Annotated in this window: 3 protein-coding genes; all 3 read left to right on the top strand. The window is 45.5% G+C overall.

The genetic code is table 11. The features are described 5' to 3' along the window. Positions 1–12 precede the first annotated feature (12 nt). Genes BV11031_RS14850 through BV11031_RS14840 form a run of 3 tightly spaced genes read left to right on the top strand, consistent with a single transcriptional unit; the run spans position 13 to position 16,316 of the window. On the top strand, positions 13–9,111 hold the full coding sequence (locus BV11031_RS14850; protein ID WP_010329099.1) for a hybrid non-ribosomal peptide synthetase/type I polyketide synthase: 9,099 nt from the start codon (positions 13–15) through the stop codon (positions 9,109–9,111). A gap of 19 nt (positions 9,112–9,130) precedes the next feature. Next, the gene (locus BV11031_RS14845; protein WP_010329100.1) at positions 9,131–11,800 is read left to right on the top strand and encodes a non-ribosomal peptide synthetase; all 2,670 of its coding nucleotides are present in this window, start codon (positions 9,131–9,133) and stop codon (positions 11,798–11,800) included. Further along, positions 11,793–16,316 carry a type I polyketide synthase gene (locus BV11031_RS14840; protein ID WP_010329101.1) on the top strand — a complete coding sequence of 1,508 codons (4,524 nt, stop codon included), beginning with the start codon at positions 11,793–11,795 and terminating at the stop codon, positions 16,314–16,316. The genes BV11031_RS14845 and BV11031_RS14840 overlap by 8 nt, the downstream gene beginning before the upstream one ends. Positions 16,317–16,328 lie beyond the last annotated feature (12 nt).

Raw genomic sequence — 16,328 nt, 5'->3', positions numbered from 1 at the left:
GGAGAGGATTCAGTGAGTGAGCAAATGAAAAAAATAGATAAAAATAACATAGCCAACATTCTCGGACTGACAACCATTCAGGAAGGCCTGCTTTTTCATCATTTAATGGAGCCGGAAGGTAATGCTTATTTTGAACAAATGCTGATAAAACTAGAGAGCGAACCTGCCGCCCGCGATCTTTTTGAAAAAGCATGGCAGCAAACGGTTCAGCAAAATGAAATGCTGCGGACGGTGTTTAGGTGGAAGGAAACAGCTAAGCCCATTCAAGTTATATTAAAGCAACATAAAATAGATATCCGTTATCAGAGTATCTCGTTCGAGAAAGGCATTTCCCAGGAAAAGCTGAAGGAGAAGCTTGCGGCGCATGATCGGAAAGAGCCGTTTCAGCTTCAAGAAGTACCTTTTCGTGTCACGCTTTATCAAATAGATGAAAACGGGGTCTGGATGATGATCAGCTTTCATCATATCTTGATGGACGGCTGGAGCATGGGGATTGTCCTCAAAGAGTGGATGGAGTCATATCAAGCATTATCCATGGGTCAAACACCTGTTATTTCTCAAAAACCGTCATATCAAGCATTTGTGAAATGGCAGCAGGAACAGCAGCGTGAAACAAAAGACAGCCAGGCGTCATTTTGGAAAGGGTTATTGAAAGACTGGGAACCTGTACAATTGCTCCCAAATACAGAAAGACCAGGGAAGCGAAATGCTATTTTTTCTAAACATGAAATACAACTTCCGGTTTCAGCAGGAAAAGCTCTGCGCTCACTCGCTGCTGAACGGCGAGTTACGCTTTCTTCAATTCTATATAGTGTCTGGGGTCTGCTGCTAAAGAAATATTCTGATCAAGAAGAAGTGGTGTTCGGAACAACCGTGTCAGGAAGAAGCGCCGATGTACCCGGAATAGAACAAATGACGGGGCTGTTTATTAATACCATTCCGCTTCGTCTTCGTTTTGCGCCTCAGTCCACGCCTTTAGATGTGATTCAGCTTGCGCATGAGCAGATTGCCAAAAGAAGTGAATATGAGCATACACCGCTGTCTGATTTAAAAACTTATGCGGGGCTGACGGCTGAGCAGTCATTATTTGACACGATTGTCGTGATTGAAAATTATCCGCTTGATCAGATGCTTAAGTCAAACAGTCTTCCTCTTTCAATTGAACAATATGACATGTTTGAGCAAACTGAGTTTGATTTGACATTGAGTGTACAAGCTTTTGATGAACATATCCATTTTTCATTTATATACAATCCTGGTGTCATGTCTGATCTTCAAGTGAAGCAGCTGGGGGATCATTTTCTCAATCTGTTATCGGAAGTGATTGAGTATCCGGCAGACAGATCTGTGCATCGCTTGAATATGCTTTCCGAAGATGAGGTGCATTATCAGCTTGAAGAGTTTTGCAATTATAAAGGTCTGACCGGCAACGAACATCAAACTGTTATTGATTTGTTTGAACGGCAGACAGAAAAGACGCCGGACGCTCTTGCTGTGGAGTTTCGCTCAGAATCCCTGACCTATGATCAATTAAATAAAAAAGTGAATCAGCTCGCCCGTTTTTTAGAAAGTCAGGGAGTCAAACCTGCACAAAGAGTCGGTATTTTAACAGAACATTCAATTGAAATGGTGATCGCTTGTCTCGCTGTATTAAAAGCGGGCGGAGCTTATGTTCCGGTTGACCCCGATTATCCTCCGGAAAGAATTGAATATCTTCTTCAGGACAGCGGGGTAAATCTGCTGCTGACAGAGGATATTGAGGGGCTGCTTTACTCGTACGATGGTGTGAAAATAGATATTACCGATCAGAGCCTTTATCAAGGAAACGACAGCAATCTGGTGAAACATTACGGTCCGCAGGATATTGCGTATTGCATATATACCTCTGGAACAACAGGCAGGCCAAAAGGGGTGCTTGTTAAGCATCTTGGTCTTGAAAATTATATTTCCTGGGCTGCCGAGCAATATGTAAGAGGTGATAATAGAGATTTTGCCCTTTATACGTCTTTATCTTTTGATTTAACAGTAACTTCTATCTTTACCCCGCTTATAACCGGAAACGCAATTATTGTGTACCAGGATAAAAACAAGCAGCTTCTTGTGGAACAAATTCTGAAAGATAATCGAGCCCACGTTATGAAGTTAACGCCGTCCCATCTGCATTTCATTTCCGGGATGCCGTTTCAGGACAGTGTGATGAAGTGCCTGATACTGGGGGGAGAGCAATTAGAAACCTCCTTGGCGGCGAAAGTTGAAGAGAACTTCGATGGGAAAATTGAAATTTTTAATGAATATGGCCCGACGGAAACGGTAGTCGGCTGCATGATTCACCGCTACTCATCTGAAAGGGATAAAGATCTGTATGTGCCGATCGGCCGGCCTGCAGCACATACTGATATATACATTCTTGATTCACATATGAACCTTCTGCCCCAGGGAGCAGCGGGAGAACTATATATTGCCGGAAAAGGAGTGGCAGAAGGCTACTTAGACCGGAAGGAACTGACGGCAGAGCGCTTTGTGGCTCATCCTTTTAAACCCGGAGAAAAAATGTATAAAACAGGAGACGCAGCCCGCTTTTTACCGGATGGAACCATTCAGTTTTTGGGCAGAAACGATGACCAAATCAAACTTAGGGGCTATCGGATTGAGAGCGGGGAGATTGAACACTGGCTCTGCCGTTACGGACGTATAAAAGGGGCGGCGGCTGTCGTGAAGAAGGACGCGTCCCAGACACCGTGCCTGGCTGCTTATCTTTTCACTGATGAGACGATTGATGAAAAGCAGCTGCGTGAATACTTACGTCGTCATTTGCCGGAATATATGATTCCATCCCGATTTATCGTGATGGATGAGATGCCGCTGACGGCCAATGGAAAACTGGATAAAAAAGCATTGCCGGAGCTTGCTGGAGAGACAAAACGAAAGGCACTTGAGGCAGCACCAGCTTCTGAAACAGAAAAGATGGTGCTGGAGATTTGGAAACGTGTACTTGGTCAAGACAGCATCGATGTTCAGGATAAATTTTTTGAAATCGGCGGCACTTCTCTGCACTTGATCCAAGTCAATCAGCAGCTTTCTAAGGAAACGGGAAAAAGTATTCCGATGGTTGAGATGTTCCGCCGTCCAACAGTTCAGATGCTCGCTGAATTCTTATCAGGTCATGATGAAGAGCAATCAAAAAAGAAAACACCATTCATATCAAAGCGGAAGGATCCTTCAGATGACAGCATCGCCATCATCGGGATGGCCGGGCGTTTCCCCGGAGCTAAAAACATAGATGAATTTTGGCATAACCTGCAAAATGGCAAGGAATCCATCTCTTTTTTCACTGATGAAGAGCTGTTTGCGGCAGGCATTGATGAACAAACATTTACGAGAACTGATTATGTAAGGGCGAAAGGTATCATCGACGGCCCCGATTTATTTGATGCCTCCTTCTTCGGCTATTCACCGGGACAGGCAGAGGTCATGGACCCGCAAATCCGTCTTCTTCATGAGTATGTATGGAAAACACTGGAGGATGCGGGGTGTGTTTCAGCTGAATATGAAGGGAAAATCGGTTTGTTTACAGGGACAACCTCAAATTTTCAATGGCTCCAGCATTTCGCCGACTCATTAGACGGCAGGATGTCAGAGCTGTTTGAAATCGGCTCTTTAAATGATACCTATACGATCAGCACGAGGGTTGCTCATAAACTTAATTTAAAAGGTCCAGCCATTACCCTGCAGACAGCTTGTTCAACCTCCTTAGTCGCGCTGCATTTGGCTTGCAAATCAGTGCTGAATGGAGAATCTGATATGGCTCTCGCAGGCGGCGTGTCCATTCTCCATCCGGTTAAGTCAGGCTACATCTATCAAGAGAATATGGTGAAATCGCCAGACGGCCATTGCCGGGCCTTTGATAAAGACGCGAAAGGCACTGTTGGAGGCGATGGTGTCGGATTTGTCGCAGTGAAATCGTTGAGCCGCGCTTTGGCTGACGGCGATAGAATCTATGCGGTTGTAAAAGGATCTGCGGTCAACAATGATGGTGACCAAAAGGTAGGCTTCAATGCGCCGAGTGTGGAAGGCCAGACAGAGGTTATAAGAGATGCGATTGCCGATGCGGGGATTGAACCGGAAACCATCAGCTATGTGGAAACCCACGGGACAGGCACAGCTCTCGGAGATCCAATTGAAATTGAAGCCTTAACGAAAGCGTTTCAAACAAATAAGACCGCGTTTTGCCGGATTGGTTCCGTAAAAACGAATATCGGACACCTTGATGCTGCTGCCGGAGCGGCGGGTCTCATTAAAACAGTTCTTTCTCTGCAGCATCAACAACTTGTGCCTAGTCTTCATTTTAAAGAAGCGAATCCGAATATTGATTTTGAAAACAGTCCTTTCCTAGTGAATGACAAGCTCCGAGTGTGGAAGAGAACAAATACCCCAAGACGAGCAGGCGTGAGCTCATTCGGTATGGGCGGCACCAATGCTCATGTGGTTCTGGAGGAAGCGCCTGTCAATGAACGTGAAAAACATACGCGTTCGTATCAGCTGTTTCCTCTTTCAGCAAAAACGATGAATGCTTTAGAAAAAACGAAAGACCTTTTGCTCGAACACATGGAAAGGAACTCTGAGCTTCATGCAGCAGACGCCGCTTATACGCTGCAGGCCGGAAGACAGCACTTTGATTATAGGCAAATGTTTGTGGCAAAGGACAGACAGGATGTCATACGCCTGCTTTCCGAGAAGAAGGACAGAGGACTCAGCCGAATGTCGCGGATTCAGGAAAAAAAAGAGAAAAAATTGATCTTCATGTTCTCGGGCCAAGGCAGTCAATATGTGAACATGGGCAGGGATTTGTACACGGAGGAGCCGTTTTTCAAAGAGAAGATGGATCACTGTTTTCAAGAATTCTATGAAGCAACCGGTGAGAGGCTTGAGGATATTCTATACCCTAACCAGCAGGATGAAGACTCTGCCGCGATAAAACTTCAAGAGACGAAATATGCCCAGCCGGCTATTTTTATGCTGGAATATGCGCTGTCACTTTTGCTGATGAAGTGGGGGCTGCGGCCATGGGCTATGATCGGCTACAGCTTCGGTGAATTAACGGCTGCCGCGGTATCGGGAGTGTTTACACTAAGTGATGCCATCAAGCTAATCAGCTTACGAGGACAAGCGATGCACGAAGCGCCGTCAGGCGTCATGCTAAGCGTGCCAATGCCAGAGGAAGAATTGAAAGCGATTCTCCCTGATTGCATTTCATTGGCTGTTGTTAATGACGCTTCTTGTATTGTGTCGGGGCTTGAGTCTGACATTTCCGCATTTGAAGAACAGTTAAAAGCCAAAAAAGTGCTCTGTATGAGAGTAAAAGGTTCAATTGCTGCTCACTCGCACGTCATGGCTTCCGCCGCTGAACGATTTGGAAATACGGCTAAGCGCATTTCTTATCAAAAACCGGGTGTTCCTTTCTTTTCGAATTTAACGGGAGACTGGATAGCGCATGAAGAAGCTGCAGACTATAACTATTGGAAGCGGCACATGACTGAGACTGTTCGCTTTGCCGAAGGTATTGCCGTGTTAACGAAGCAGGAAGATGCTATTTTTATCGAGATCGGCCCGGGACAAGATTTAAGTGTGCTGGTGAAGAGATCGATTAACGATGAGCTGCGCCAGCATGCTTTCAATGTGTTAAAACACAGCAGACAGAGTATGTCAGATGTCCAATTTTTACTCGGTAGAATTGGCGCGCTGTGGATGTATGGCGCGGACATTGATTGGCGCGGGCTGCACGAGGGCAGACACCCTGAAAAGATTACTATGCCTCAATATCCTTTTGAAAAGGAATCCTTCTGGCACAAACGGAAGCATACTGCCAACGGAAAAGGCAATAAACATTCAGGAGGAAAGCTTCCGCTTCAGGAGTGGTTTTACCTGCCGCAATGGGAAAAAGAAATCCTGCCGATTGCCCGCGAGATTGAAGCGACGGAACAACATTTGCTTGTCTTCATGGAGGGTGGAGATTTTTCCCATAAGCTTATTCAGGGGATGCAATCCACCTGCGGTTCTTGTGTCATCGTTAAAAAAGGGCATAACTTTCAGCAGGTTGAAAAAGGAGTGTACACACTCCGCCCAGACTCTGCGGAAGATTACTGCCGTCTTTTTGAAGTGTTGGAGAAGGAAAAGATTCAGTACAGCCGGATTTTGCACCTCTGGGGGCTGGCAGAGAAGAATGAAACCGCTGCTGCCGAGTGGATTGAGCAGATGCAAAACGAATCCTATTACTCTTTGCTTTACTTAGGCCAAGCATTGAAAAAGAAAGAAACAAAGCAGGACATTTCGATCTTTGTGTTATCGTCCCTTACGTATCAGCTTGGCGGAGAAGACATGCTGTATCCAGAGAAAGCCGTACATCTGGGGCCAAGTATGGTCATATCTCAGGAAACACCGTTCCTTCGCTATCGAGTGATTGATATAGACAGGCAGAAAGAAGATTCCTGGAAAGAAGACAAGCTGCTGGGACTCATCAGATCAGAGCTGATGACCGAATCAGGCAATCTCTTAACGGTTTACAGAGATAATAAAAGGTACATCAGGAGTTTTATTCACAAAGCAGTGCCTGCAGAATCATCGCAAGGGCACCTTCGTCCCGGAGGCGTATATATTCTGATTGGCGGGCTGGGCTTCATCGGTTTACATGCTGCAAAAACCATTGCTGAGAAAACAAAAGGAAAACTGATTCTGACAAGCCGTTCCGGCCTACCGCCGCGGAGTGAATGGGAGTCATTAATCAGCACGCATGCTGAGGATGATCCAACCGTTAAAAAAATTAAGTCAATATATGAGATAGAAACAACAGGCGCAGAAGTCACTGCTGTTGCTGCGGATGCAAGCTGTGAAGCGGATATGTCTGAACTGGTTCATGTGGCTGAACGTAAGTACGGCTCCATTCATGGTGTAATTTATGCAGCTGGAATAACAGGCGAACAATCATTCAGGATGATGGAACAAACGGATAAAAGTTTTTCGAATGCTCACTTTCAAGCAAAAATGACGGGCGTTGCGGTATTAGAAAAAGTGTTGGCCGATCGACCGCTTGATTTCTGCTTTTTGATTTCGTCCTTGTCTCCGATATTGGGAGGACTTGGATTTACCGCCTATACTGCGGTTAACCAGTTTGTTGATGCCTTTGTATATAAACATAATGCGCAGCATCCTGTTCAGTGGACAGCCCTAAATTTAGACGGCTGGGAATTTGAAGACGGCAAAAAACCGGATATTCCAGTCGGAGGCGATTTAGAAAATACCCTGATTCGTGCGCATGAGGGCAGAGAGGTTTTCGAGAAAATTTTCACATTTGATCATATGGATCAGATTGCAGTGTCTGCCACGAATCTGCAGGAGAGGATACAAAAATATGTGAATCGTCTGCAGCAGCCTAACGGTGAGGAGCAAGAGGACATTTCGCTGTACGGGCGGCCAGAACTTACCGCTGAATATGTTGAACCAGTAACTGATATGGAGAAAGAACTCCTTGTTCATTGGCAGTCATTTTTCAAGATTGATCAAATCGGCATAGACGATGATTTCTTTGAGATGGGCGGGGATTCGTTAAAGGCGATTACTTTCATTTCCATTATTCATCAAGCATTCAATGTGGAAATTGCGCTGCCGGATTTCTTTAACATTCCGACGATCAGGCAGATGGCCGAATTTATCAGCCAAGCCGACAAGAAGATGTACAGAAAGATAGAAAAAGCTGAAAAACGGGATTATTATCCGTTATCCTCAGCGCAAAAACGGCTTTATCTTGTTCAGCAGTTAGATCAAACAAGCACTGGCTACAATGAGTTCACCGCCGGCCGGATTGCAGGAAAGCTTGATATGCAAAGGCTTGAGAATGTGTTCCGGCAATTGATGAATCGTCATGAGAGTTTAAGAACATCCTTTAAAGCAATAGACGGTGTTCCTATGCAGTGCATAGCTGAGCATGCGGAATTTCATGCAGACTTTTTTGACCTATCAAATGTGGCAGGCCAGGAAGGGCAAAACCAAAAAGAACAAGAAGTCATCAGCAGCTTTTTAAAGCCGTTCCAGCTTGATCAGGCTCCCCTGATGAGAGCCGGTGTTATTAAGAACTCTGAAAACGAGTATATTCTGATGCTGGATATGCACCATATTATTTCTGACGGTTTATCTCAGGATATCTTGGTCAGCGAATTTATGGATCTGTATGACGGCAAAGAGCTTGCGCCGCTTGAACTGCAATATAAAGATTTCTCAGAATGGCAGAATCAGATGCTTCTGTCTGAAGATCTGAATGAGGTGAAAACTTATTGGCTGAAACGGCTTGACGGCTTCCGTGAGCTTCAGCTGCCGGCTGATTACCAGAGACCTGATGTCAAAAGCTTTGCCGGCGCCCATTATCGTTTTGATATAAGCAAAAAAGAGCTTGAGGCGTTTAAATCCATTATGGCCGATGAAGATGCCACGCTGTTTATGGGACTTTTATCAATCTATCAAATCCTGCTGCACAAGCTCACTGGACAGTCCGACATTGTAGTCGGCGTTCCGGTCGCGGGGAGAAGACAGGAGGAACTGCAGCGGATCATCGGTATATTCGTTAATATGCTTCCGCTTCGGTTTTATCCGAAAAAAGAAATGACGTTCACTCAATTTCTGCACCATGTCAAGCAGCTGGTGATTGATGACTTTGATCATCAAGATTATCAGTATGAACATATGGTTCAAGATCTGAAGTTAGATAGGACGTTAAATAGGAATCATATTTTTGATACCGTTTTTGCTCTGCAGAATCTAAGCCAGCCTGCTTTAGAGGTAGACGGGATCACACTAACCGACTATGAATATGAAACAGCGGTTTCCAGGTTTGATTTGCTTTGGATCGCTTCTGAAGACGAAAACGGTTTATCTTCTGTCATTGAATACAGTACTGAGCTGTTTACAAGAGAAACCATTGAAAGCGTTGCGAAAGGGATTAAAAAGGTGCTGTCAGCCGTGATTGATTGTAAGCAAACCGCTCTCAAGGATATTGACCTGACTTCAGGCATCAATGATTTAGAAAAGGTATCGTTGCTGGAACTAGACGATCTGAAAATCTAGCAGAAATAGGTGAATAACAATGAACCAAACCGATGTCTTTCAATTGAAAACCGCAGCTCTTGAAAAAGTGAAGGAGCGGCAATATTGGACTTCTCTATTATCTCAAATCCCGTCGGACTGCCGGTTTCCTTATGATTCACAGCTTCTTGATCAAAACGATGAAGAAGCTTCATTGACTTTTTCATTCCCGGCTCAGCTGGAAAACGCCATCTTAAAGGCATCCGGAGCTTCAGATTTGCGTATGTTTATCATTTTTATGACTGCGGCAGTCACATTGCTGCACAGGTACAGCGGAAGAACGGATATCATGGCGTCGGCCCCTGTGTTGAGACAGCGGGAAACACAGCCGGTGATCAATGATCTTCTTCCGCTGCTGGTGAAAATCAATCCTTCTATGAGTTTCAGAGACTGTCTAGAGCATGTGAAACAAGCTTTTCAAGAAGTGTATGCCCATCAAAATTATCCTGTGAAAATACTATTGGACGAGCTTCATCCTTTGCATAAAAAAGGGGAGCCCCGCTTCGGCATTTCCCTTGCTATGAATGATCTTCAGCAGCCGTCCTCTTTGAAAGCGCTGGACACGAATATACTTATTTCCATTCAGCGTGATGAAGGGACATTGACTGGAAAGTTGAGCTGGAATTTGAAGCATTACACATTCGATACTGCTAAACGGATAGCCGGCCATTTTTGCATGCTGGCGGACCGGGCTTTGTCGGCGCCTGAGACTCTGGTCTCCGAGCTGCAGTTACTTTCTCATGAGGAGAGAGAGAGAATCATCACGACATTTAATCACACAAATCAGCCCTATCCGAAAGAAAAATCGATTGTCGATCTCTTCAAAGAACAGGCAGCTCTCAAACCTAATCAGCCTGCAATTGTGTACGGAGATGTCAGCTTCACATACGGTGAGGCTGATGAATTGTCAGACCGGGTTGCTGCTTTTTTGATAAAAGAAGGTGTTCGTCATGAGGAGCCTGTGGGGCTGATGGTTCATCGCTCAGCAGAAATGGTTATTGGCATATTAGGCATATTAAAAGCAGGATGTCCTTATTTGCCGATAGATGTAAATATGCCGTCCGAGCGGATGGATTATATGCTGAAAAACAGCGGTTCGCGGTTTGTGATCACGAACAAGGATCATGACATTTCTGCTGAGGATCAAAAAAGCTTATTGATAGAGGAAATGACGAAATTTGAAGGAGCGGTGGAGCATGGGTGTCTGCCGTCTCCTGAAAATCTCGCTTATGTGCTGTATACATCAGGGACAACAGGAAAACCGAAAGGCGTGATGGTGGAGCATCGTCAAGTCATCAATTTAGTATATGGCATAGACAGCCTTCATTTTCAGCCATTTTCACAAGAGCATCTCCGCATCGGCATGCTTGCTTCACATATTTTTGACGCATCCGTGCAAACGATATTTCCTGCAGTGCTTCTTGGACACACCTTATATATTGCACCGGATCATGCAAGGATGGATGGAAAGCAGCTGTGGACTTTTTATGAGGAGAACCGCATTCATATTTCAGATGCGACACCTTCTCATTTGCGCCTAATGATAAAAGCCGCTGAGAAAGAACCGCATCACGTTGACGAATTGAAGTTAATAATGGCTGGCGGCGAAATATTGCCGCCCCAATTGGTTCAGCAATATTTACAAACGTTTCGTGCTGATAAGCCGGTGATGACAAATAATTACGGTCCGACGGAATGTACTGTACAGTCAGCGGCTTTTACCATACCTGATTCTTGGAATGAACCTGTCGTACCGGTCGGCAGGCCGATGCCGAATGAACAGATTTATATTTTGGATCATTGCGGACAGCCTGTGCCCGTTGGCGTATACGGAGAACTGTGCATTGCCGGAGACGGGGTGGCAAGAGGATATATCTGTCAGCCAGAGCTGACGGCAGAAAAATTTACAGAACCACAGCATATTCCTGCCGGGAAGCTTTATCATACCGGCGACTTGGCGAGATGGCGTTCTGACGGCTTAATCGAATTTTTTGGCAGGTATGATGATCAAGTAAAAATAAGAGGGTTCAGAGTAGAGCTTGATGAGATTAGAAAAGCCTTGCTTGAATACCGGGAGTCGGGACAAATCATTCATGACGCGGTGATTATTCCAGTTCAAAAGGAATCAGATGATCAGTTTCTTGTGGCGTATCTCATATCCGATCAAAAACTGAAAACCCGAAAAATGAGAGGGTTTATAGGAGAAAAGCTGCCGGGTTATATGATTCCGAGACGATTCATCCGTGTAACCTCATTTCCAATGAACCTGTCAGGGAAGCTTGATCTAAAAGCGCTCCCAGATCCTATGGAAGAGCCTGAATCTGACGAGCAGGTCATAAAACCGCATAATGAAACTGAGAAAAAGCTGGTTTCCATTTTTGCTGGCATTTTGAATATATCTGAATCTGATATTAGCATGGAGGATAACTTTTTTGATATCGGAGGAAACTCATTTCACATCGTAGAATTATCGAACAAATTGAAAGAGCAGTTTGGGCAAGAGCTGTCTGTTGTTCAGCTGTTTCAATATACATCCGTATCGGCAATAGCTGCCCAGCTCAGCCGGCAAACGGAGTCTGAGAGTTCTCACGCAAATGCCAAGAGTGGGGAAGAGGCAGCGGAAGATTTAGAAAATGTCGCACAACTGTTAGGCGGGATTTCTGATGAGTAAAACAACAGGCTTAGAAATAGCGGTTATCGGAATGGCTTGCCGTTTCCCCGGTGCGAAAAATATTGAAGAGTTTTGGGAGAATATCAAAACGGGCACGGAATCCATTACATTTTTCTCAAAAGAAGAGCTTATGGAAGCCGGTGTGCCTAAAGAACAGCTCGATCATAAGAATTATGTCAGGGCTAAAGGGAAAGTAGACCGGCATGACCACTTTGACGCAGCGTTTTTCGGCTACTCACAGCGCGAAGCTGAGGTAATGGACCCGCAAGTGCGCATGTTTCATGAAGTCGCGTGGGAATCTCTTGAAAACGCCGGCTACAGTCCCGAAACTTATTCACAGCCTATCGGCTTATTCGGCGCTGCTTCTGCGAATTTGTACTGGCAGGCAAGTTCAATGCTGCTGAGAAGCAGCAGTTCTTCTGAGCAGTTTGCTGCTGTTCAGTTGACGGACAAAGATTTTATGAATACACAAATTTCTTACAAATTAAATTTGAAAGGGCCGAGTATCGCAGTGGATACAGCCTGTTCATCTTCTCTGACCGCTGTGCATCTCGCATCCAGAGCTTTGCTTACCGGCGACTGCAAAATGGCGCTGGCCGGAGGAGTAACGGTGACTTGTCCCCATAAAAAGGGCTATATGTATCAAGAAGGGATGATTATGTCGCCGGACGGCCACTGCCGCGCATTTGATGCGGAAGCAAAAGGGACAGTCGGGGGTGAAGGCTGCGGTGTTGTAGTGCTGAAAACTTTAAAGCAGGCGCTGAAGGATCAAGATCATATTTACGCTGTCATTAAAGGATCAGCATATAACAATGACGGCAGCCGCAAAGTCGGTTACACCGCGCCTAGTATCGAAGGGCAGGCAGATGTCATTAGAAAAGCACTGAACATCAGCCGTGTAGAGTCCGAAAGTATTTCTTATGTCGAAGCGCATGGCACGGGCACCTCGTTAGGTGATCCAGTTGAAATAGAGGCGCTTAAACAAGCGTTTCAAACAGAAAAGAAGCAATTCTGCGCGATAGGCTCTGTTAAAACAAATATCGGTCACTTGGATTCCGCCGCGGGAATTGCGGGGTTTATTAAAACGGCGCTGAGTCTCAAAGCGAGAACCTTGCCGCCAAGCCTTCATTACAAAAAGCCCAATCCTAAAATTGATTTTGAAAACAGCCCTTTTTATGTCAGCACATCAGCCAAACAATGGGCAGCATCTGACCGGGTGTTTCGAGCGGGTGTCAGTTCCTTTGGGATCGGCGGCACGAATGTTCATGTTGTCATGGAGGAGCCTCCGATGAAGGAAAGACGTCATCAAGAGGATCATGAAGACTGCCTTATGATTATTTCTGCCCAATCTGAAAAAGCTGCAATGAAGGCCGCGGATCAGGTAAAGCAATTTATAAAAGAGAATGAAGAGGTACTGCTCCAAGACGTTTCATATACACTGCAAGAGGGCCGCAGGCATTTTCAGTATCGTCAGGCATTTACGGCTGGTCCTTTAGGGATAACAAGCAATATGGCAAATTCTTCAATAGCGCTGGAGAAGCCGGCAGTTGTCTTTATGTTTTCCGGGCAAGGCTCTCAATACGTCAATATGGGGAAGCAACTGTATGAGATGGAGCCCGTATTCCAAGAGGAGCTGGAGCGCTGTTTTACCATTCTGCAAGCTGAGGAAGGACTCAATATTAGAAGCATCATGTTTCCGGCTAATGAAGCAGAAAGCAAAGAAGCTGAACAGCTTATCCATGAAACCTCATATACGCAGCCTATTTTATTTTCTTTTGAATATGCGCTGGCGTCCTTCTTGATCAAGAAAGGTTTAAAACCGCAATACATGATTGGCCACAGCATAGGGGAATTAACGGCAGCCTGTCTGTCAGGCATTTGTTCATTGGAAGACGCGCTTCATATGGTTGCGATGAGAGGCCGATTGATGCAGGAGATGCCGGAGGGAGAAATGTTGAGCGTCAGACTGTCTAGCAGAGAGACAGAAATGGAATTGACAGAGGGGGTTGAGCTGTCGGCTTCAAACAGCTCTGATTTATCGGTTGTATCAGGTCTTATGGATCCAATCAATGCTTTTGCCGCGCGCCTTCAGGCGAAAGGTGTGGCAATTCAGCACCTGAAAACGTCCCATGCGTTTCATTCAAGCATGATGAAGCCGGCGGCATCTCGTTTTTCTGATATTTTGCAAAATATTGAATTCCAAGCACCTGGCCTTCCGTTTATTTCAAATGTGACAGGCGATTGGATACAAGCAGAGCAGGCCGCAGATCCGAAATACTGGGCTTCGCAAATCATGGAAAAGGTTGATTTTCATTCAGGTTTGAATACACTTTTACAAATGGGCAATGTTGTATTTGTTGAGATCGGGCCAGGAAACACGTTGACGCAGTTTGTGAGAAAACATGAGGGTTTTATGACGGAGCAACATGCTGCGGTAAACATGATCAGGCATCCAAAGGAAGTATCATCTGATCGTGTCTATCTGTTAAACCGCATCGGCAGGCTTTGGACGCATGGTGTAAACATTAGCTGGGAGCACTTTCGCCAGGGGGGCTCATACGAAAGGGTCCCGCTTCCGACTTATCCTTTTGAACATCAAGTATTTCCCGATCCGCAAACATCTCAGGGCGGCATGGAAGAAAAGATCAAAAACGAATTGAAATTAAACGTTGCTTCAAGTGAAAAACAGCTTCCTTTTGATAAGTGGTTTTCCGTTCCGTTCTGGGAACGGATGGAACCAGTCAATGAGACATTCACTCATCAAGGAGAGAGGATACTTGTCTTTGAAGAAAACAATGATGTCAGCCAATATCTCCTAAAACAGCAGGCGGAAGCCGTGTCTGTCCTGCCGGGTGATGACTTTGCGGAAATAGACAGAAACACGTTTACGGCAAACCATCGTGATACGGCCCACTTTCGGAAGCTGCTGGATGAACTGAATGCAAGGGGGTTTATCCCTGATGAAATCATCTGGATGTGGCGGAGAGACTGTGATTGTCGTGATGGAGATATTGCAGAGCACACAATAGCCGGTTATCTTCCTCTCCTTGATCTTATCCGTTTACTTGGAACAGAGAGTAACAATAGATTCAGCATGACCGTGGTGACCAATCAAGCTCACGATGTGACGGGAATGGAAGATCTTCAGCCTCATCAGGCTGCGCTGACCGGAGTCTGTTTGACCATTCCGCAAGAGTATAAGCAGATCAGCTGTAAAGCTGTTGATCTTTGTCCGGACCCGCGACTCGGTCAATCAAGCTGGCCTGAAATGATTTCTTATGAACTTAAAAAAGAGGATGATCAGCCTATTGTGGCTTATCGCGGAAACAGCAGATGGATTCGGCAGGCGAAGCAGCCGGGCAAGCAAGATGAGAATATGGCCGGCAATCTCAGGCATAAAGGAGTTTATATCATTACAGGAGGCCTTGGCGGGATCGGATTATCTCTTGCATCTCATTTAGCTGAAACAGTTCAAGCAAAGCTTGTGCTGCTAAGCCGGACTGGACTGCCTGATAAACTGAGAGCAAATGACGATACAGCAAAAAAACTCAAAGCTGTGGAAGAGCTCGAGAAGGTTGGAGCCGAGGTGCTGGTATTACAGGCGGATATTTCAGACGAGGCAGAGCTTCAAAAAGCCTTGCAAACGGCAGAATCTCGTTTCGGACAAGCCATTCATGGCGTTATTCATGCAGCAGGAATTCCTGATGGCAAAGTAATTCACGCAAGGACACCAGACGATGAGAGGCAGATGGCGAAAGCCAAAATAACAGGAACCGCTCTGTTAAGAAAAGCGCTTAGAAACAAACAGCTGGACTTCTTCTTCATTTGTTCCTCTCTTGTTTCATTTTTAGGAGCGGGGGGCCAAGTCGGCTACGCTGCATCAAACGCATTCTTGGACAGCTATGCTCACGCATGCCGAAAAGAAGGCGAAAACATGGTGACGGTGAACTGGGACCGTTGGGAACAAGTAGGGATGGCATATGAATCAGAAACGGCAGCCATTCTTTCGAAGATAGCGGACAAGCCAGAGCAATACCAAGGAATCCTGCCAGCTCAAGGTGCGAAAGCGTTTATGAGAGCTTTGCAGCTGCGCTACCCGCAAGTCCTGATTTCGCTGGAGAACGTAAACAAACGAATAAAAGACAGCTATGTGAAAAAGGACAGACAAACCGCAGCGCATGTGCTGACCAAAGACCACTTGGACACACTTGAGGAAAGGTTAATGAATATTTTTAAGGATTATTTTCATTCTGAGACAGATGTAAATATGAATTTCTTTGAATTAGGAGCCTCTTCACTTGATCTGCTTCAGGTGAGCGGGAGAATCAAAAACGAGCTCGGCGTGGATATCCCGGTTGTGATGATGTATGCCCATTCGACGGTTGCAGCGTTAACCCAAGCCGTCAAAGCACAGCAAAGCGGCGATGACTTACACATAAAAGGAATAGAGCCAGATCGCCAAAAAGCCATAAATGAAGGGAAAAACCGCCGAAAACAGCGAATGAGACGAAAATAGATGGGAGGCTGA

The organism is Bacillus vallismortis (assembly GCF_004116955.1).
Taxonomy (GTDB): domain Bacteria; phylum Bacillota; class Bacilli; order Bacillales; family Bacillaceae; genus Bacillus; species Bacillus vallismortis.
This window is presented reverse-complemented; position numbering and strand designations above follow the sequence as displayed.

Bases quoted from the DNA above. Each gene is read 5' to 3' on its own strand.
- BV11031_RS14840 (WP_010329101.1), top strand. From the start codon at position 11,793: ATGAGTAAAACAACAGGCTTAGAAATAGCGGTTATCGGAATGGCTTGC.
- BV11031_RS14845 (WP_010329100.1), top strand. From the start codon at position 9,131: ATGAACCAAACCGATGTCTTTCAATTGAAAACCGCAGCTCTTGAAAAA.